The organism is Pseudomonas sp. Z3-6, from assembly GCF_051131985.1.
GTDB lineage: Bacteria > Pseudomonadota > Gammaproteobacteria > Pseudomonadales > Pseudomonadaceae > Aquipseudomonas > Aquipseudomonas zanjanensis.
Map to the genome: position 1 here is coordinate 707313 of NZ_CP071644.1, position 18770 is coordinate 726082.

General features: G+C 62.0%; 15 protein-coding genes. 13 read left to right on the forward strand and 2 right to left on the reverse strand.

Going from position 1 to position 18770, the window contains the following annotated elements; genetic code table 11:
- Nucleotides 1–117 precede the first annotated feature (117 nt).
- From J3P88_RS03145 to J3P88_RS03155, 3 genes are read left to right on the forward strand one after another with little or no spacing between them, the layout of a single operon-like run.
- On the forward strand, nucleotides 118–1143 hold the full coding sequence (locus J3P88_RS03145) for an aminoglycoside phosphotransferase family protein (RefSeq protein WP_434573968.1): 1026 nt from the start codon (nucleotides 118–120) through the stop codon (nucleotides 1141–1143).
- Nucleotides 1140–1811 (forward strand): N-acetylmuramate alpha-1-phosphate uridylyltransferase MurU, encoded by a 672-nt coding sequence (gene murU, locus J3P88_RS03150; protein WP_186729595.1) that lies wholly within the window; start codon nucleotides 1140–1142, stop codon nucleotides 1809–1811. Before J3P88_RS03145 ends, murU begins: the two co-directional genes overlap by 4 nt.
- Before the next feature lies 1 nt (nucleotide 1812).
- The gene (locus J3P88_RS03155; RefSeq protein ID WP_434573970.1) at nucleotides 1813–2580 is read left to right on the forward strand and encodes a TerB family tellurite resistance protein; all 768 of its coding nucleotides are present in this window, start codon (nucleotides 1813–1815) and stop codon (nucleotides 2578–2580) included.
- A 179-nt stretch (nucleotides 2581–2759) separates the two neighbouring features.
- Here the strand turns inward: J3P88_RS03155 and J3P88_RS03160 are convergent, their stop codons facing one another.
- Complete coding sequence (locus tag J3P88_RS03160) at nucleotides 2760–3752, reverse strand: alpha/beta hydrolase family protein (RefSeq protein ID WP_434573972.1); 993 nt, start codon at nucleotides 3750–3752, stop codon at nucleotides 2760–2762.
- Between the two features lie 74 nt (nucleotides 3753–3826).
- Here J3P88_RS03160 and J3P88_RS03165 point away from each other — a divergent pair, with 74 nt between their 5' ends.
- The 10 genes from J3P88_RS03165 (at nucleotide 3827) to trpE (ending at nucleotide 16403) form a co-directional block, all read left to right on the forward strand.
- Nucleotides 3827–6223 (forward strand): PAS domain-containing sensor histidine kinase, encoded by a 2397-nt coding sequence (locus J3P88_RS03165; protein WP_434573974.1) that lies wholly within the window; start codon nucleotides 3827–3829, stop codon nucleotides 6221–6223.
- A gap of 205 nt (nucleotides 6224–6428) precedes the next feature.
- Nucleotides 6429–7058 (forward strand): response regulator, encoded by a 630-nt coding sequence (locus J3P88_RS03170; RefSeq protein WP_003206156.1) that lies wholly within the window; start codon nucleotides 6429–6431, stop codon nucleotides 7056–7058.
- A 346-nt stretch (nucleotides 7059–7404) separates the two neighbouring features.
- Nucleotides 7405–8529: an ABC transporter ATP-binding protein gene (locus J3P88_RS03175; protein WP_053125916.1), complete on the forward strand. Its 1125-nt coding sequence runs from the start codon at nucleotides 7405–7407 to the stop codon at nucleotides 8527–8529.
- Nucleotides 8530–8578: 49 nt separating this feature from the next.
- Nucleotides 8579–9622, forward strand: coding sequence for an ABC transporter substrate-binding protein (locus J3P88_RS03180; RefSeq protein WP_003206153.1), 1044 nt, complete (start codon nucleotides 8579–8581; stop codon nucleotides 9620–9622).
- A gap of 225 nt (nucleotides 9623–9847) precedes the next feature.
- Nucleotides 9848–11095, forward strand: a complete 1248-nt coding sequence (locus J3P88_RS03185) for an ABC transporter permease (protein WP_434573977.1) — start codon at nucleotides 9848–9850, stop codon at nucleotides 11093–11095.
- A 13-nt stretch (nucleotides 11096–11108) separates the two neighbouring features.
- Entirely contained in the window at nucleotides 11109–11933 is an 825-nt protein-coding gene (locus tag J3P88_RS03190; protein WP_186706975.1) for an ABC transporter permease, read from the forward strand.
- A gap of 201 nt (nucleotides 11934–12134) precedes the next feature.
- A complete protein-coding gene (locus J3P88_RS03195; RefSeq protein ID WP_434573979.1) occupies nucleotides 12135–13283 on the forward strand; it encodes an iron-containing alcohol dehydrogenase in 1149 nt (382 codons plus the stop codon).
- A gap of 78 nt (nucleotides 13284–13361) precedes the next feature.
- Nucleotides 13362–14036: a ribulose-phosphate 3-epimerase gene (gene rpe / locus J3P88_RS03200; RefSeq protein WP_186706977.1), complete on the forward strand. Its 675-nt coding sequence runs from the start codon at nucleotides 13362–13364 to the stop codon at nucleotides 14034–14036.
- Nucleotides 14033–14851 (forward strand): phosphoglycolate phosphatase, encoded by an 819-nt coding sequence (locus J3P88_RS03205; RefSeq protein WP_186729591.1) that lies wholly within the window; start codon nucleotides 14033–14035, stop codon nucleotides 14849–14851. Before rpe ends, J3P88_RS03205 begins: the two co-directional genes overlap by 4 nt.
- A 70-nt stretch (nucleotides 14852–14921) precedes the next feature.
- The gene (gene trpE, locus J3P88_RS03210) at nucleotides 14922–16403 is read left to right on the forward strand and encodes an anthranilate synthase component I (protein WP_434573982.1); all 1482 of its coding nucleotides are present in this window, start codon (nucleotides 14922–14924) and stop codon (nucleotides 16401–16403) included.
- Between the two features lie 225 nt (nucleotides 16404–16628).
- Here trpE and estP read toward each other — a convergent pair whose 3' ends face one another.
- A complete protein-coding gene (estP, locus tag J3P88_RS03215) occupies nucleotides 16629–18536 on the reverse strand; it encodes an esterase EstP (RefSeq protein WP_434573984.1) in 1908 nt (635 codons plus the stop codon).
- Nucleotides 18537–18770 lie beyond the last annotated feature (234 nt).

Here is an 18770-nt window from a genome sequence, read left to right on the forward strand (position 1 = left end):
GCTTCCTGCGTGCCATCTGCCCGCGGTGTGGGCCGCACGCCTCTCGATGGTCTGAAAAAGATGCTGGATAATAAAGCATGACCCGCTTGACGGCTAGCGCCGTCGGAGACCCTTGCAATGCCCGACCAAGATGTACGCTTGCAACACCTGAAACTTTGGCTCGATGAACAGCTGCCGATCCTTTTCACTCAACAGGGGTGGGGGGCTGTACCCCCGGCCACGTTGACCGCCGCCAGCAGTGACGCGAGTTTCCGGCGGTATTTCCGCTGGGAAGGCGAGGGCCGCACGTTGATCGTGATGGATGCGCCGCCGCCCCAGGAAAACTGCAAACCCTTCGTGGATATTGCTTTTTTACTGGCGAAATCCGGCATCAACGTGCCGAAAATTTATGCCGAAGACCTCGAACGCGGCTTTCTTTTGCTCAACGACCTGGGCAACCAGACGTATCTGGACGTGATCGACGGTGAAAATGCCGACGATTTATTCGCAGATGCCCTGCAAGCCTTGTTGGCTTTTCAGCAACTGCCGATGGTCGCGCCGCTGCCGAGCTACGATGTCGCGTTGCTGCGTCGAGAGCTGGAACTGTTTCCCGAGTGGTACGTCAAGCGCGAGTTGGGCATCGAACTCGATTCGGCCCAGCAGCAACTCTGGCAGCAAGCCACCGAGCTGCTGATCGACAGCGCCTTGGCCCAGCCCAAAGTGCTGGTGCACCGCGACTACATGCCGCGCAACCTGATGCTCAGCGTGCCGAACCCCGGCGTGCTGGACTTTCAGGATGCGGTCTATGGCCCGGTGACCTATGACGTGACCTGCCTGTTCAAGGATGCCTTCCTCAGTTGGCCCGAGGCGCGGGTGCACGGTTGGCTGGAGCGTTACTGGCAGCAGGCCGGCGCCCTGGGTATTCCCGTCCAGCCGGATCTTGAGGATTTCCTGCGGGCCAGCGATTTGATGGGCGTGCAGCGTCATCTCAAGGTCATCGGGATCTTCGCGCGCATTTGCCATCGTGACGGCAAGCCACGTTACCTCGGCGATGTGCCGCGTTTCTTTGCCTATATAGAAGCGGTCATTGCCCGTCGTCCTGAGCTGGCACCGCTCGATGAGCTGCTTGGCAGCCTGCGGCAATCGGCCGGGGAAACGGCATGAAAGCGATGATCCTGGCCGCGGGCAAGGGCGAGCGCATGCGCCCCTTGACCCTGACCACGCCAAAGCCGTTGATTCGTGTGGGTGGCGTGCCCTTGATCGAATACCACTTGCGGGCGCTCGCCAAGGCCGGTTTCACCGAGGTCGTGATCAATCACGCCTGGCTCGGCCAGCAGATCGAAGATCATTTGGGGGATGGTTCACGGTTTGGCGTGAACATCCGTTTTTCCCCCGAAGGCGAGCCGCTGGAAACCGGCGGTGGAATCTTTCGGGCCTTGCCGCTGCTGGGCGATGACGCGTTTTTGGTGGTGAACGGCGATGTCTGGACCGATTACGATTTCAGTGTATTGCGCAAGCCGCTGGAAGGACTGGCGCACCTGGTGCTGGTCGATAATCCCGAGCATCACCCGGGCGGTGATTTCACCCTGGTCGACGGAAAGGTTCACGATGGGCAAACACCTGCCGACAACCTGACCTATAGCGGCATCGCCGTCCTGCATCCGCAATTGTTCAATGGTTGCTCGGACGGTGCCTTCAAGCTTGCACCGCTGTTGCGCACGGCCATGGCCGAGGGGCGCGTCAGTGGCGAGCACCTGAAAGGGCATTGGGTCGATGTCGGTACCCATGAACGTTTGGCGCAGGTCGAAACCTTGATAGAAGCGAGCGGTTGATATGTGGTGGCCAGGGACTCTGATTGGAGCCGGGGCGGGCTTTGCCATAGCCAGCATCCCGGGGGCCATGCTCGGCGCGTTGTTAGGGCAGGCGCTGGACCGGCGCCTGAACCTGCAGGGTTGGGCGCAAATACGTGAGCGTCTAGGCGGACGCCCGGCGTTACGCAACGACGAATTATTGTTTGTGTTGCTCGGACGCCTGGCCAAATGCGACGGGCGTGTGGTCGATGGCCATATCCAGCAGGCTCGCCAGGAGATGCGGGCGCTGGACTTGAGCGAATCGGCGCAACGCCGGGCCATCGCGGCGTTCAACCGGGGCAAGTCCGGCAACGATCGCTTGCGCGGCTATATGCGTCGCCTGGCCGCCCAGCCCCATGCGGCCGAAGGGGTGTTGCGCGCCTGTTGGCGGATGGTCTGGGCCGACGGACGCGCCGGTGTCGGCGAGCGAGAACTGGTGACCCAATGGGGACGCTGGTTGGGCTGGACGCCGCAACAGGTCCAGGCGTTGGCGGCTGATTACGAACCGCAGAAACTGTCGCGGCCCAACGTCGGCGTGACCTATCAGGAGGCCTTGCGCCTGCTGGGGGTTTCGGCCACCAGCGAACCGTCGCAGATCAAGCGCGCGTATCGGCGCCTGCTCAGTCGGCATCACCCGGACAAGATTGCCGGCAGCGGTGCGACACCCTTGCAGGTGCGTGAAGCCACCGATAGAACCCGGGAATTGCATAACGCCTATCGGTTGATTCGCGAGCGACGGGATTTTCGTTAGCCTCACCGCCTCTGTGGCGAGGGAGCTTGCTCCCGCTCGGCTGCGCAGCAGTCCGCAATCCGGTTCACGCGATCGTTCTTTGAAGAGCGGCGGCGCCTGGTCTCAGGACCGCTTCGCAGTCCAGCGGGAGCAAGCTCCCTCGCCACGGTGGATGGTGGGCGCACACGCTGGACTAGCCCTTACTCCCCCACCTTCTGCGGATCCAACCAACCCCGCACCCGCCGAAACAGCTGTTCCTGCTCCGCCGACCGGTTCGGCAGGGCCTTGAGGGACACTTGGCTGAATGTGGAACCTTTCAAGCGTTTGCTTCCCTGCAAGCGCTCCAGCGCCGCGTTGCGATCCAACGCCTTGTCCATGTAGAAAATATCGGCGGTGGCCAGTTTCAAGGTCGGGGTCAGTTCGGCCAGGCCAGGCTTGGCGGTGACTGGCGTCTGGGCGGCCACCATCACGAAGCGTTCGACTTGCGAGGGCTGTTTTTCACTCAAGTAACGCGCGGCCCAATAGGCGCCGGTGCCATGGCCCAGCAGCACGATGCGGCGTGCGCTTTGCTGTTCGGCGTAGGCCAGCGCCGCGTCGATGCGGGCAAAGATGCGCTCGGCATCGGCCCTGGTGTGTTCTTCATCGGCTTGGGCAACGACTGGCTCTACCGCATCGGCTTCGCCGCCGGCAACCTGTTCGATCGGCGCTGAAGTGGTCGCGTCCGGTGCCGCTGCAACGGCGTCGGCCGGTTTGGTCTCGGGCGGCGCTTCCACCACGCGCGGTGCAATGACGTCGCTTTGCAGGTCCGGCAGGGTGATACTCAGGCTGCTCCACTGGGCATCGGGCAGTTTTTTACGCAATGGGCCGACGACTTGAGGCCAGTCAGCCGTTTCGCCGGCACCGGGGATTATGATGACCGCACCCCTGGGGTCACTGGTATTGGCCGGTTTCCACAGCGCCAGGAAGGTGTCGCTGCCGGTCTGCAACTGTTGCTGTTCCTGGGGGGGAACCTTTCGTTCAAGTGCCGTCGCTTCCTCCTGGCTACGCTCGAGCAAGGGTTGGCGCTCGACGGGTTTCTCCTCGGCAGGTTGCTCGGCGACGGGGGCCGTTTCGCTGGCCTGGACAGAAAAGGCACTTGGCAGGATCAGCGACAGGCACAATGCTGGCAATGCCAGGCGATAAACAAAGGGCATCGGATATTCCATGACCAGAAGTATTTCCGGCAGCCTAATGGGTTGGTCAGTATTTGTCAGTGCATGAGACTTCAATGATGCGTTTTTGCTGCCTGTGGGTTATCGGCTGTTTATGGCTTCCCTTGATGGCGTGGGCCGCCCCCGCGCCGTCGTCGCCTGGGGTGCAATTGAATGCAGGGCAGCGCCAATGGCTGGTGCAACATCCACAATGGCGGGTCGGCCTGGTCTTGCAGGCGCCTTATGCGCAATACGACCGACGCTTGCAGCGGTTGTCCGGCACCAACGTCGAGTTGATGCAATGGCTGGGCAAGGCATTGAACGTCGAGCTGACCTGGCGCAATTTCCAGGACGTGGCGCAACTGGAATCCGCGGTGCGCGCGGGTGAGGTGGACATCGCTCCCGGCCTGACCCAGTCCCCGGGCGGGCTCAAGCTCTGGCAGTTCTCCAACCCCTACATGCGTGTGCCGCAATTGATCGTCGGAGCGCAGAAGGGCGCCGAGGGGGTGGAGTTGGAAAAACTCGACGCCCAGGCCCGCGTCGCCGTGCGCATGCCCAGCGCCACGGCTGATTACTTGCGCAGCAACTACCCGACACTGAATCTGCAAGGTGTGCCGCTGGAGCGCGAGGCCCTGCAATTGCTGCTGACCCAGCAGGCCCGATACGCGGTGGTCGACGAGGCGCAACTTGGACGACTGATGGTCGAACCCGAATTCGCCGAGCTGGCGGTGGTGGGCGACATTGGCCTGCCGCAGCTGCTGCGGGTCGCCACACGCCGGGATTGGCCGGAACTGGCCGAGATCATCGACAGCGGTTTGCAGGCAATCCCGGCCAAGGAGCTGGAGCAACTGCACAGCCGTTGGCTCAAGCCCAAATACCCGCGCCTGACCGAAACCCCGGGTTTCTGGCAGAACCTGACCCTGTTGATCCTGGCCTTGCTGCTCAGCAGTGTCGCCATCGTGTTCTGGCAGCGCCGCCAGCAACGCGGCCTGGAGCGCCGACTGCGTACCGCGCGGGAAGACATCGCCCAGCGTACGGCCAGCGAGGAGGCCTTGCGCCTGACGCAGTTCTCCATTGATCAAAGCACGGTGGGCATCCTCTGGGTCAATTGGGACAGCCACGTGCGTTATGCCAACCGAGCGGCCGAAACCATGCTCGGCTACGCCTCGGGCGCCATTATTGACCGGCCCCTGATTGACTTCGAACCGGGCTTGCACATGGATCGCTGGCTGAACCTGTGGAAGCGCGCCCGGGCCAGTGAAGACGGACCGCAGAGTTTCGAGACCGAATGCGTGCGAGCCGATGGCAGCATCCTGCCGGCCGACGTTTCCCTGAGCTTCCTGCGTTTTCGCGACGCCGAATATTTGGTGGTCTACCTCAACGACGTGACCGAACGCCGACGTGCGCTGGCGGCGTTGCGCGAAAGTGAGGCGCGGTTGCAAGGGATCGCCGCCAATGTGCCGGGCATGGTCTTTCGCCTGGAGCGGGCGCCGGTGACCAGCCAGATCGACTTCGCCTACATCAGCGAAGGCAGCGAAAGCCTGGTGGGCTATTCCCCTGCAATCCTGGCCCGCAGCGACACTGGGCTGCGCAGCCTGGTGCACCCGCAGGACAAGGCCGATTACCACCGTACCCAGGACCAGGCGCTGGATACCGACAGTGACTGGTCCTGGCAGGGCCGTATCCTGACCCGCGAAGGCCAGGAACGTTGGGCCGAGATCAAGGCGATCACCCGTCGCCTCGAGGATGGCGCCTACGTCTGGGACGGTATCGTTTGGGACATCACGAACAGCAAGCGCATCGAGCTGGAGCTGGCCAGCTCCCGGGAGCAATTGCGCGAATTGTCGGCACACTTGGAGAGTGTGCGGGAAGAGGAAAAGGCCCGTATTGCCCGGGAAGTTCATGATGAGCTGGGCCAGATGCTGACGGTGTTGAAGCTTGAAACATCCATGTGTGAGTTGGCCTATGCGCAACTCGACCCGGGTCTGCAGGAGCGGCTTAACAGCATGAAGCGCCTGATTGCCCAGTTGTTCCAACTGGTGCGGGACGTGGCGACGGCGTTGCGCCCGCCCATCCTGGATGCGGGCATTGCCTCGGCCATCGAATGGCAGGCCCGGCGCTTCGAGGCGCGTACGCAGATTCCTTGCCTGGTGCAGGTGCCGGACAACCTGCCAACCCTGAGCGACGCCAAGGCCATCGGCCTGTTTCGGATTCTCCAGGAGGCGCTGACCAACGTGATGCGCCATGCCCAGGCGCATACCGTGGAGTTGACGCTGGTCCAGCAAGGTGCTGATTTATGTCTGACGGTCAGCGACGACGGTGTAGGATTTATTGCCGATACGAGCCGGCCGACGTCCTTTGGCCTGGTCGGCATGCGTGAACGGGTGCTGATCATGGGTGGGCAATTGACCTTGGACAGCGAGCCGGGGGAGGGGACGACCCTGTCGGTGCGGGTGCCGCTGCATGAGGCCTGATGGTCTTGGGTTGCCTGGGCTGGCGCCTTCGCGAGCAAGCCCGCTCCCACCTTGTATCGGGGTGGATTCAAGATGTGTGTTTACCGCCGATCCATTGTGGGAGCGGGCTTGCTCGCGAAAGCGGTGTATCGGCTTGCAAGGATGTCGAGCGTAAAGTAGCCATTGCGAACCCGTTCGCGATGAGATCCTGAATCTGGAGAGCAATGTGATCCGTGTACTGGTAGCCGAAGACCACACCATTGTCCGCGAAGGCATCAAGCAGTTGATCGGCCTGGCCAAGGATCTGGTGGTGGTAGGGGAGGCGAGCAATGGCGAACAATTGCTCGAGACCCTGCGTCACGTGCCCTGCGAAGTGGTGCTGCTGGACATTTCCATGCCGGGGGTCAACGGCCTGGAGGCGATCCCACGGATCCGGGCGCTGAACAATCCGCCGGCTATCCTGGTGCTGTCGATGCATGATGAAGCGCAAATGGCTGCTCGCGCGCTTAAAGTCGGCGCCGCCGGCTACGCGACCAAGGACAGCGACCCGGCCCTGCTGCTCATGGCGATTCGCAAGGTCGCGGCCGGTGGACGCTACATCGACCCGGACCTGGCCGACCGCATGGTCTTCGAAGTCGGCCTCACCGATACGCGGCCGCTGCACTCGCTGTTGTCCGAACGCGAATTCTCGGTCTTCGAACGCCTGGCCCAGGGTGCCAACGTCAACGACATCGCCCAGCAACTGGCCCTGAGCAGCAAGACCATCAGCACCCACAAGGCGCGGCTGATGCAAAAGCTCAACATCACCTCGCTGGCCGAGCTGGTGAAGTACGCCATGGAGCACAAGCTGCTCTAAACTCCGCAATTTCCTCTGTGGGAGCGGGCTTGCTCGCGAAGGCGGTCTGACATCCAACACATCTGTCGACTTATACACCGCCTTCGCGAGCAAGCCCGCTCCCACAGAAGAGATGTGTCTGCATATCCATTTGCGACACCCCACAACAGCGCTTTTTGCCCCTGCTTGCAGCTTGCCGTTTGAAACTCGCCACTGTCCTTATCCAATCCCGCCATCCTTGTAGGGCAATCCCTACCCCGACTCTTCCATCCGGCTGAGGCGATTCTCTCCTGCCCCCCGATTTGCGCGGCCCCCAGGCTCCACTAGGCTTGATTCACAAGCAGTCATCAAAACAAAAGGTGCGGGTATGAGCCAGGTCGATTCAAGCGCGGGGGCCAGTGATGTGCTGGTCAGCTTTCGTGGTGTGCAAAAGAGCTACGACGGCGAGAACCTGATCGTCAAAGACCTCAACCTGGACATTCGCAAAGGCGAATTCCTGACCCTGCTCGGGCCCTCCGGCTCCGGCAAGACCACCAGCCTGATGATGCTCGCCGGGTTTGAAACCCCAACCGCCGGCGAGATCCTGCTGGCCGGGCGCTCGATCAATAATGTGCCGCCGCACAAGCGCGACATCGGCATGGTGTTTCAGAACTACGCTTTGTTCCCGCACATGACCGTCTCCGAGAACCTCGCCTTCCCACTGACTGTGCGTGGTTTGAACAAGAGCGACGTAAGCGATCGGGTCAAGCGCGTCCTGAGCATGGTCCAGCTGGACAGCTTCGCCCAACGCTACCCGGCGCAATTGTCCGGCGGCCAGCAGCAGCGGGTAGCCCTGGCCCGGGCGCTGGTGTTCGAGCCGCAGCTGGTGCTGATGGACGAACCCCTCGGCGCGCTGGACAAGCAATTGCGCGAACACATGCAGATGGAAATCAAGCACCTGCACCAGCGCCTTGGCGTGACCGTGGTCTACGTGACCCACGACCAGGGCGAAGCCTTGACCATGTCCGACCGCGTGGCGGTGTTCCACCAGGGCGAGATCCAGCAAATCGCCCCACCACGCACCCTGTATGAAGAGCCGAAAAATACCTTCGTCGCCAACTTCATTGGCGAAAACAACCGTCTCAACGGTCGCCTGCACAGCCACACCGGCGATCGTTGCCTGGTGGAGTTGGCGCGCGGCGAGAAAGTCGAGGCCCTGGCGGTGAACGTCGGCCAGCCCGGCGAGCCGGTGACCCTGTCGATCCGTCCGGAGCGGGTGAGCCTCAATGGCGTCAGCGAACAATGTGTCAACCGCTTCTCAGGGAGGGTGGCGGAATTCATCTATCTGGGCGACCACGTCCGGGTTCGCCTGGAAGTCTGCGGCAAGAACGACTTCTTCGTGAAACAGCCGATTGCCGAGCTCGATCCCGCGCTCGCCGTCGGGGACGTGGTTCCGCTTGGCTGGCAAGTCGAGCATGTGCGTGCGCTCGATCCCCTTTTAGAGGCGAATTGATCGCCCCCTGCTGTACCAACACCAACCCTGCACGTGGAGAGAACAATAAATGTTGAGATCCCTGAAGTTCACAGCCCTGACACTGGGCATGATGGGTGCGGCAAGCGCGATGGCGGCGGGCCCGGACCTGACCGTGGTGTCTTTCGGCGGGGCGAACAAGGCGGCTCAGGTCAAAGCCTTCTACGCACCGTGGGAAGCGGCCGGCAACGGCAAGATCGTGGCTGGCGAGTACAACGGCGAAATGGCCAAGGTCAAGGCCATGGTCGACACCAAGAGCGTTTCCTGGGACCTGGTGGAAGTCGAGTCTCCGGAATTGTCCCGTGGTTGTGATGAAGACATGTTCGAGCAACTCGATCCGGCCCTGTTCGGCAAGGCCGAAGATTACGTCAAGGGCGCTATCCAACCTTGCGGCGTCGGTTTCTTCGTGTGGTCGACCGTGCTGGCCTACAACGCCGACAAGCTCAAGACCGCACCGACCAGTTGGGCGGACTTCTGGGACACCAAGCAATTCCCAGGCAAGCGCGGCCTGCGCAAAGGCGCCAAGTACACCCTGGAATTCGCCTTGATGGCCGACGGCGTTGCACCGAAGGACGTCTACAAGGTGCTGGCCGGCAAAGATGGCCAGGACCGTGCGTTCAAGAAGCTCGATGAGCTCAAGCCGAATATCCAGTGGTGGGAAGCCGGCGCCCAGCCGCCGCAGTACCTGGCATCCGGTGACGTGGTCATGAGTTCGGCCTACAACGGCCGGATCGCCGCGGTACAAAAAGAAAGCAACCTGAAGGTGGTGTGGAACGGCGGCATCTACGACTTCGACGCTTGGGCCATCCCTCGCGGCCTGGACAAGACCCGCGCCGAAGCGGCGAAGAAATTCATCGCCTTCTCGGTGGCACCGCAGCAGCAGAAGACCTACTCGGAAAACATCGCCTACGGCCCGGCCAATACCCAGGCAGTGCCGTTGCTGGCCAAGGATGTCCTGAAAGACATGCCGACCACCCCGGAAAACATCGCCAACCAGGTGCAGATCGACGTCAGCTTCTGGGCTGACAACGGCGAGCAACTGGAGCAGCGCTTCAACTCCTGGGCTGCGAAGTAACCCACGTCTTCCGGTGAGGCGAGGCTTTTGTGGCGAGGGAGCTTGCTCCCGCTTGAGTGCGCAGCACTCACAAAATAGGCATTGCCGACAAATTTTGGGGCCGCTTCGCGGCCCAGCGGGAGCAAGCTCCCTCGCCACAACCACGCGTACCACCAGGTTGCGGTTTCAAAAGAACAGAGGCGGCTCGCCGCCCCTGTAACGATAAAAAGATTTGCGGAGTTCGCCATGGCCATCGCCGTTCCACTGAACGCGGGCACCAGCCCCACCCTCAAGCAGCGGCTCAAACATGCCGAGCGGGTCAACCGCTGGAAAGCCCAGGCCTTGATCGCGCCGCTGGTGCTGTTTCTGTTGCTGGTGTTTCTGGTGCCAATCGTGGCGCTGTTGTTCAAAAGCGTCAGCAACCCGGAAGTGGTGGGCGCCATGCCGCGCACTGTCGCCGCTGTCGCGGCCTGGGACGGACGCGGTCTGCCGGGCGAGCCGGTGTACAAGGCTGCCACTGAAGACCTGGCCGAAGCCCGCAAGAATCAGACCCTGGGCGATTTGTCCAAGCGCTTGAACATGGAATTGGCCGGCTACCGCAGCCTGCTGACCAAGACCGCTCGGGCGTTGCCGTTTGCCACCGAGCCGGCTTCCTATAAAGAAGCCCTGGAAAGCCTCGATGAGCGTTGGGGCGACCCGGCGTACTGGCAGGTGATCCGCCGCAACACCAGTAACGTTACCCCGTATTACCTGCTGGCAGCCGTCGATCACCGCATCGATGACCTCGGCGAACTGGCCCCGGCCACCCCTGACCAGTCGATCTACCTCGACATCTTCGCCCGCACCTTCTGGATGGGCCTGGTGATTACCGCCATCTGCCTGGTGCTGGCCTATCCGTTAGCCTACCTGTTGGCGAACCTGCCATCGCGCCAGAGCAACCTGTTGATGATTCTGGTGCTACTGCCGTTCTGGACGTCGATCCTGGTGCGGGTCGCGGCGTGGATCGTGCTGCTGCAATCGGGCGGCTTGATCAACAGCGCGCTGATGGCCATGGGTGTCATCGATAAACCCCTGGAACTGGTGTTCAACCGCGTCGGTGTGTACATCTCCATGGTTCACATCCTATTACCGTTCATGATCCTGCCGATCTACAGCGTGATGAAAGGCATCTCGCCTACTTACATGCGGGCGGCGATTTCCCTGGGCTGCCACCCGTTCGCCAGTTTCTGGCGGGTGTACTTCCCGCAGACCTACGCCGGTGTTGGCGCCGGTTGCCTGTTGGTGTTCATCCTTGCGATTGGCTACTACATCACGCCGGCGTTGCTGGGCAGCCCGAACGACCAGATGGTCAGCTACTTCGTCGCGTTCTACACCAACACCAGCATCAACTGGGGCATGGCCACGGCGCTCGGCGGGCTGCTGTTGCTGGCGACCATCGTGCTTTATCTGATTTACAGCTGGCTGGTGGGCGCCAGTCGCCTGCGCCTGAGCTAAGGGGAGATCGAAAATGGTGAGTCCTTACATGTCCCCCATTGAGCGGGTTTGGTTCTACAGCCTGCGCATACTCTGCGGGTTGATCCTGTTGTTTCTGATCCTGCCGGTGCTGGTGATCATTCCGCTGTCGTTCAACTCCGGCAGTTTCCTGGTCTACCCGCTGCAAGGTTTTTCGCTGCAGTGGTACCACGATTTCTTCGCCTCGGCCGAATGGATGCGGGCACTGAAAAACAGCATCATCGTGGCCCCGGCGGCGACCTTGCTGGCGATGATCTTCGGCACGCTCGCGGCCATCGGCCTGACCCGCGGCGACTTCCCCGGCAAGGCGCTGGTGATGGCCTTGGTGATCTCGCCCATGGTGGTGCCGGTGGTGATCATCGGCGTGGCCAGTTATCTGTTCTTCGCACCGCTGGGGATGGGCAACAGTTTCTTCTCGCTGATCGTGGTCCATGCGGTGCTGGGTGTGCCGTTCGTCATCATCACGGTGTCGGCGACCTTGCAGGGGTTCAACCACAACCTGGTCCGCGCCGCCGCCAGCCTTGGAGCATCACCACTGACGGCGTTTCGTCGGGTGACCCTGCCGTTGATCGCCCCGGGCGTGATCTCTGGGGCACTGTTCGCCTTCGCGACATCGTTCGATGAAGTGGTGGTGACGCTGTTCCTCGCGGGTCCTGAGCAGGCAACCCTGCCACGGCAGATGTTCAGTGGTATCCGCGAAAACCTCAGCCCTACCATCGCCGCGGCGGCGACGTTGCTGATTGCGTTCTCGGTGGTCCTGCTGCTGACCCTGGAGTGGTTGCGCGGGCGTAGCGAGAAGCTGCGCACTGCCCAAGTCTGACGCCAGCGTTGATCCCTGTGGGAGCGGGCTTGCTCGCGAAAGCGGTGTAACAGTCGACCCAGTTGTTGGATGTTCCACCGCATTCGCGAGCAAGCCCGCTCCCACATTGGGTTTGCGGTGTATTCATAAGCTGAATGGCAGACAACCCTCAATACCGAGCTATCCTTGTGCCAGCCCATACTCGAATAAGAGGCCGCGCACATGAGTCTTTCCTCATTCAAGATCGCCCATAAACTGATCACCGGTGCCGCTGCCATCGAGCAACTGGCCGCCGAGCTGACGCGGCTGGACGTCGACAATCCGCTGATCGTGACCGACGCGGCGCTGGTCAAGTCCGGCACCGTGGACTTGGCCCTGCAGCACCTGGGCGGGCGCGACTACGAGATTTTCGACCGGGTCATGCCGGACCCGGAAATCGCCATCGTCGAAGATTGCATGCAGGCCTACCGCGACGGCGGCCACGATGGCCTGATCGGCCTGGGCGGCGGCAGTGCCATCGACATCGCTAAATGCGTGGGCGTCTATGCCGGTTACCACGGCGAATTGCAGGACATGTTCGGCATCGATCAGGTGCCGCGCAAAGGCCCGCCCATGATTGCCATCCCCACCACGGCCGGCACCGGTTCGGAAGTCACCAACGTGGCGATCCTCTCCGACAAGGCCGCGCAACTGAAAAAAGGCATCGTCAGCGATTTTTTGTTGCCGGACGTGGCGCTGGTCAGCCCGCAAATGACCCTCACCTGCCCGCGCAGCGTCACGGCCGCCAGTGGCGTCGATGCGCTGGTGCACGCCATCGAGGCCTACCTGTCGCTCAATGCTTCGCCGATCACCGATGCCCTGGCCATCGGCGCAATCAAACTGATCACCCGCGCGCTGCCCAAGGCCTATGCCAATCCTAACCATCTGCAAGCCCGTGAAGACATGGCCACGGCCAGCCTGATGGCCGGCATGGCCTTCGGTAATGCCGGGGTCGGGGCGGTGCATGCGCTGGCCTATCCGTTGGGCGGGCGCTTTCATGTGTCCCATGGTGTCGCCAACGCCTTGTTGCTGCCGTATGTGATGGCCTGGAACAAGATGGCCTGCGTCGAGCGCATGCGTGATATCGGCGAGGCCATGGGCATCAGGACCGCTCATTTGAGTGATCTTGAAGCGGCCGACGAAGCCGTGGAAGCCATGGTTGCGCTGTGCGCCGCCGTGCAGATTCCCCAGGGCCTGAGCAGCCTGGGGGTGACCGAGGACGTGATCCCGTCCATGGCGGTGGAGGCGGCGGGGATCGAGCGCCTGATGCGCAACAATCCGCGTCAGTTGAGCGCCGCCGATATCGAGAAGATCTACCGCGCGGCGTATTGATCGACTGTCACGGTGGGCGCGCCAAATCTTGAGGTATACAATGCGCGCCATCGTGATTTCGCTCAAAACAGGTGCGTCATGCAGCCCTTCGCTATTGCTCCGTCGATTCTCTCCGCCGACTTCGCCCGCCTGGGGGAGGAAGTGGACAATGTTCTGGCCGCCGGGGCCGACATCGTGCACTTCGATGTCATGGACAACCACTACGTGCCCAACCTGACCATCGGCCCGATGGTCTGCGCGGCGCTGCGCAAATACGGCATCACCGCGCCGATCGACGCGCACCTGATGGTCAGCCCGGTGGACCGCATCGTCGGTGACTTCATCGAGGCGGGCGCCACCTACATCACCTTCCACCCGGAAGCCACGCTGCATGTCGACCGCTCCCTGCAGTTGATCCGCGAAGGCGGTTGCAAGGCTGGCCTGGTGTTCAACCCGGCGACACCCTTGGACGTGCTCAAGTACGTGATGGACAAGGTCGACATGATCCTGCTGATGAGCGTCAATCCTGGCTTCGGCGGGCAGAAATTCATCCCGGGCACCCTCGACAAGCTGCGCGAAGCCCGTGCCCTGATCGACGCCTCGGGCCGTGACATCCGCCTGGAAATCGACGGTGGCGTGAACGTGAACAATATCCGTGAAATCGCCGCGGCCGGCGCCGACACCTTTGTCGCCGGCTCTGCGATCTTCAACGCGCCCGACTACCAAGAGGTGATCGCAAAAATGCGCGCCGAACTGGCCCTGGCGCGCCCATGAGCGGCTTCGAGCAGCTGTTTCCCGGCAGCTTGCCGCGTCTGGTGATGTTCGACCTCGATGGCACCTTGGTCGATTCGGTCCCGGACCTCGCGGCGGCCGTGGACACGATGCTGCTCAAGCTTGGGCGCCCGCCCGCCGGCATCGACGCGGTGCGCCACTGGGTCGGCAACGGCGCGCCCATGCTGGTGCGCCGGGCCCTGGCCAACGACATCGATGCCCAAGGCGTCGATGAGGCCGAAGCCGAGCAGGCGCTGGCGTTGTTCAATGAAGCCTACGAAGACAATCACCAGCTGACAGTGGTCTATCCTGGCGTGCGTTCCACCCTCAAGTGGCTGAAAAAGCAGGGCGTGGAAATGGCCCTGATCACCAACAAGCCGGAACGCTTCGTCGCGCCGCTACTGGACCAGATGAAAATTGGCCGCTATTTCCGTTGGATCATCGGTGGCGATACCTTGCCACAGAAAAAACCTGACCCGGCCGCGCTGTTCTTCGTGATGAAAATGGCCAACATCCCGGCCTCCCAATCCTTGTTCGTCGGCGACTCGCGCAGCGATGTACTGGCGGCCAAGGCGGCGGGGGTCAAGTGTGTGGCGTTGAGTTACGGCTACAACCACGGCCGGCCGATCGCCGAAGAGTTTCCGACGCTGGTGATCGACGATTTGCGCCTGTTAATTCCCGGTTGCCTGGACCCGGCCGCTGAGATAACGTTGCCCGACGCTGTTCAATCCTCTTCTGGAAACGCCATCGTGGTGGTCACTCGCAAACTCTGGATGAAAGTCATGAAGGCCCTGGCCCGCTGGCGTTGGCGCACCTGACATGATCCTGGCCGGTTATCCGGCGCGTTTGCATACCTGACTGTCAGTTCCTCTTGCCACGAGGCATCCCATGATCCGTGAAGAATTCCTGCGTCTAGCCGCTGCCGGCTACAACCGCATCCCCCTTGCCTGCGAAACCCTGGCCGACTTCGACACACCGCTGTCGATCTATCTCAAGCTCGCCGACCAGCCCAACTCCTACCTGCTCGAATCGGTACAGGGCGGCGAAAAGTGGGGCCGATATTCCATCATTGGCTTGCCGTGCCGTACGGTGCTGCGGGTCCATGACCATCGCATCAGCGTGACCCACGACGGCGTCGAAATCGAAAGCCTCGAAGTCGAAGATCCGCTGGCCTTCGTTGAAACCTTCAAGGCCCGCTACAACGTGCCGACCATCCCCGGCCTGCCGCGTTTCAACGGCGGGCTGGTGGGGTATTTCGGCTACGACTGCGTGCGCTACGTGGAAAAGCGCCTGGGCACCTGCCCGAACCCCGATCCGCTGGGCGTGCCGGACATCTTGCTGATGGTCTCCGACGCGGTGGTGGTCTTCGATAACCTCGCCGGCAAGATGCACGCGATCGTCCTTGCCGACCCGTCCCGGGAAGATGCCTACGAGCAAGGTCAGAAAAGCCTGCAGGCACTGCTGGAAAAACTCCGTCAGCCGATCACGCCGCGTCCCGGCCTGGATTTCAGCAAGCAGTCGGCGGCCGACCCGGTGTTCCGTTCCAGCTTCACCCAGGACGATTACGAACGGGCCGTCGACACCATCAAGGAATACATCCTCGCCGGCGACTGCATGCAAGTGGTGCCGTCGCAACGGATGTCTATCGACTTCAAGGCCGCGCCCATCGATCTCTACCGGGCGTTGCGCTGCTTCAACCCGACGCCCTACATGTACTTCTTCAACTTCGGCGACTTCCATGTCGTGGGCAGTTCGCCGGAAGTGCTGGTGCGGGTCGAAGACAACCTGATCACCGTGCGCCCGATCGCCGGCACTCGCCCCCGTGGCGCCACGGAGGAGGCTGACCGGGCGCTGGAAGAGGACCTGCTGTCGGACGAGAAGGAAATCGCCGAGCACCTGATGCTGATCGACCTGGGGCGCAACGACACCGGGCGGGTCTCGGAAATCGGTTCGGTGAAGCTCACCGAGAAGATGGTCATCGAGCGCTATTCCAACGTGATGCACATCGTCTCCAACGTCACCGGCCAATTGAAGGCCGGGCTGACGGCGATGGATGCCTTGCGGGCGATCCTGCCTGCGGGCACTTTGTCCGGCGCGCCGAAAATCCGCGCGATGGAAATCATCGATGAACTGGAGCCGGTCAAGCGCGGGGTATACGGCGGGGCGGTGGGTTATTTCGCCTGGAACGGCAACATGGACACCGCGATTGCCATTCGCACCGCGGTGATCAAAAACGGCGAACTGCACGTGCAGGCCGGCGGCGGTATCGTCGCCGACTCGGTGCCGGCATTGGAATGGGAAGAAACCCTGAACAAGCGCCGCGCGATGTTCCGCGCCGTGGCGCTGGCCGAGCAGACCTCGAACGACTGACGTCCTTCAGCATACAACTGTGGCGAGGGAGCTTGCTCCCGCTGGCCTGCGAAGCGGGCCCATCAAATCGATGCGGCTGCTGCGCAGCCGAGCGGGAGCAAGTCCTTCAGGCAACTCAATCTGTGTGGGAGCGAGCTTGCTCGCGATGAGGCCGTCACCTTCAACAAATAGGTTGGCTGAAAGTTCGCTATCGCGAGCAAGCTCGCTCCCACAGGTTCCCCTCGATCAGAAGTCCAGGCTGACCCCCAGGCTCACCCCTTGCTGGGTCATGTCATCGTCCTTGCGCAGTGTATAACCGCCCCGCAACGCCAAGTCCTGCGTCAACTTGTGGCTGACCCCCAGGCTCAGGCGATTCAGGTGGCTCTGTGGTGTGTAGCCTTCCAGCGTGAAGTCGTTGGCCGGCAGGCTGTTGAGGGCGATGTTGACCTTTTGCGTGTCGTCTTCGTACTCGCGTTCGTGGGCATATTCGCCAAACACCTGGGTCTGCCGGGTGATGTTGTATTTGCCCTGCAAGCCAATGCCCAGGCGTTTCGAATCGCGGGTCTGGTCATCGAAGGTCAGGGCCGTGGAGCGGTTGCTCTTTTCCGAATAACCATCCACTTCCACCTTCGCATAATCAGCGCTGACAAACGGCGAGAGGTGCCATTCGCTGCCCGGCTGGGCGATGTCGTAGCCCACCCGCGTGCTGAATGCCCAGAGATGGCCGTCGGTGTTGCCTTTCTCCTGCGCTTCGTTGACGCCCAGGTCGAACTTGCGCTCCAGGTTGTCGTAGTCGAGCTTGCCGCCGGTCAGCGCCGCGTCGGCCCACCAGCGGTTTTGCTGGAACTGGGCGAAAGCCGTCGCCAGGTAGCTGTTGAGCTTGTACGTCGAATCGTTATCGCCTGCGTCCATGTCCTGGCGGTAGAAACCGGCGGCGACACCCATGCGCCAAGCCTCGTTGAGGCGATAGCTGCCGCCCACGTTGAGGCTGTAGCCGCTGCCGTCGGCGCTGGCGCCGCTGCCTTGGCTGTCCATGTCCAGGTGCTGGCCGCCACCGGCGACGATGGCTCGCCACTCGCCGACCGTCTGCCAGTCTTCCCAGTCCGATTGCCACTGGCTGCGCAATTCATCCTGGTGAGCACGTAAGGTCGAGTGGGCCATTTCCGGCAGCAGTGTCAGCTCCCAGGGCGCCGCGAGCAGGGAAAAGGCGTAGTCGGCGATCAGTTTCTGTCCGGCTTCGGTGGGATGGACCGCGTCGTTGTAGATCAGCTTGCTGGGATCCGGCGTGGCACTGTTGATGCCATAGGTGGCGTTCTCCGTGCAGCCGTTGCCGCTGAAGCAAGTGGCGGTGAGGTTCTCGCCGGTGGCGAGGCCGAATCTTGCCGGATCGGCGAAGCTCTCCTTCAACAACAGTGGAATGTTCAACGGAATGATTTCGGCATCGATGCCTTGCAGTCGGGTGATCAGTTGTTGGTTGAACTGATTGCCCAGTTGCGAAAAGGTGTCCTGCAAGGGGCCACCGTTGAGGGCCGGGGTCAGGCCCAGGTCGGGCAACAGCCAGACCATCACATAGCGGGCGCCGGCCGTTTGCAGCACCTGGACGCTGTCGGCCAGCCGGTCGGCGGCGGCGTTCGCTTGCGCGGTGTTCAATACCCGGCCTTGAAGGAAGTCGTTACCACCACCGGAAAGGTAATACAGCGCATTTGGATCGGCGCGCAGACCGTTGGATTGCAAGTAGCCAGGACGGCTGCGCTCGCCGGTGTCGGACACGCCAGTAATCGATTCGAGGATCTGGTCGGTGCGATACCCGCCTACCGCCCAGTTATTGCCATCGGCCAGCCCCTGGCCGGCGCGGACCGCCGACGTGGAAGCCGCGGTCTCGTCGGCGGAATAGCCCAGGCGCCCACCAAGCAATTGGGTGGAGTTGGCCGAATAGGCTTCGCCGCTGCCGTCGGTGTAGATCGGACCGGTTCGGTTGGTATAGCGCTCGGTCGAACCGGGCGGGCCGTTCGGGTCGGCGAACTGGCCGGCGTCGTTGAGACTGTCGCCGAATACGATGAACTTGGAATACGGGTTGGGGCCGGCGCTCGCCTGGGTGCAGGCCATCGCCAACAGGCAGCTGGCAATCGGTACGAACAGCGTCTTCTTTATCATGGGAAAGTCCGTTTTTATCTTATTGTTGTTAGAAAACGAAACGACAGTACCAAAAACTTCCGGCGTTTTGCCATCTATCCGGAACGTCGCGATTGTTTCAAAGCCCTTCGGGATCGGTCATATTGCGTGCTCCGCCCAGCTAAGCTACTGTGCCGGGACGTATGAACGAGACTTCCCCTGTGTCGATTGTCAGCAAACTTCTGGATCAAATGATCAAGGCACACGCCCGTTGGC

Bases quoted from the DNA above. Each gene is read 5' to 3' on its own strand.
- estP (WP_434573984.1), bottom strand. From the start codon at position 18,536: ATGATAAAGAAGACGCTGTTCGTACCGATTGCCAGCTGCCTGTTGGCG.
- J3P88_RS03180 (WP_003206153.1), top strand. From the start codon at position 8,579: ATGTTGAGATCCCTGAAGTTCACAGCCCTGACACTGGGCATGATGGGT.
- J3P88_RS03190 (WP_186706975.1), top strand. From the start codon at position 11,109: ATGGTGAGTCCTTACATGTCCCCCATTGAGCGGGTTTGGTTCTACAGC.
- J3P88_RS03175 (WP_053125916.1), top strand. From the start codon at position 7,405: ATGAGCCAGGTCGATTCAAGCGCGGGGGCCAGTGATGTGCTGGTCAGC.
- J3P88_RS03205 (WP_186729591.1), top strand. From the start codon at position 14,033: ATGAGCGGCTTCGAGCAGCTGTTTCCCGGCAGCTTGCCGCGTCTGGTG.
- J3P88_RS03195 (WP_434573979.1), top strand. From the start codon at position 12,135: ATGAGTCTTTCCTCATTCAAGATCGCCCATAAACTGATCACCGGTGCC.
- J3P88_RS03160 (WP_434573972.1), bottom strand. From the start codon at position 3,752: ATGCCCTTTGTTTATCGCCTGGCATTGCCAGCATTGTGCCTGTCGCTG.
- J3P88_RS03155 (WP_434573970.1), top strand. From the start codon at position 1,813: ATGTGGTGGCCAGGGACTCTGATTGGAGCCGGGGCGGGCTTTGCCATA.
- J3P88_RS03145 (WP_434573968.1), top strand. From the start codon at position 118: ATGCCCGACCAAGATGTACGCTTGCAACACCTGAAACTTTGGCTCGAT.
- murU (WP_186729595.1), top strand. From the start codon at position 1,140: ATGAAAGCGATGATCCTGGCCGCGGGCAAGGGCGAGCGCATGCGCCCC.
- J3P88_RS03165 (WP_434573974.1), top strand. From the start codon at position 3,827: ATGATGCGTTTTTGCTGCCTGTGGGTTATCGGCTGTTTATGGCTTCCC.
- rpe (WP_186706977.1), top strand. From the start codon at position 13,362: ATGCAGCCCTTCGCTATTGCTCCGTCGATTCTCTCCGCCGACTTCGCC.
- trpE (WP_434573982.1), top strand. From the start codon at position 14,922: ATGATCCGTGAAGAATTCCTGCGTCTAGCCGCTGCCGGCTACAACCGC.
- J3P88_RS03185 (WP_434573977.1), top strand. From the start codon at position 9,848: ATGGCCATCGCCGTTCCACTGAACGCGGGCACCAGCCCCACCCTCAAG.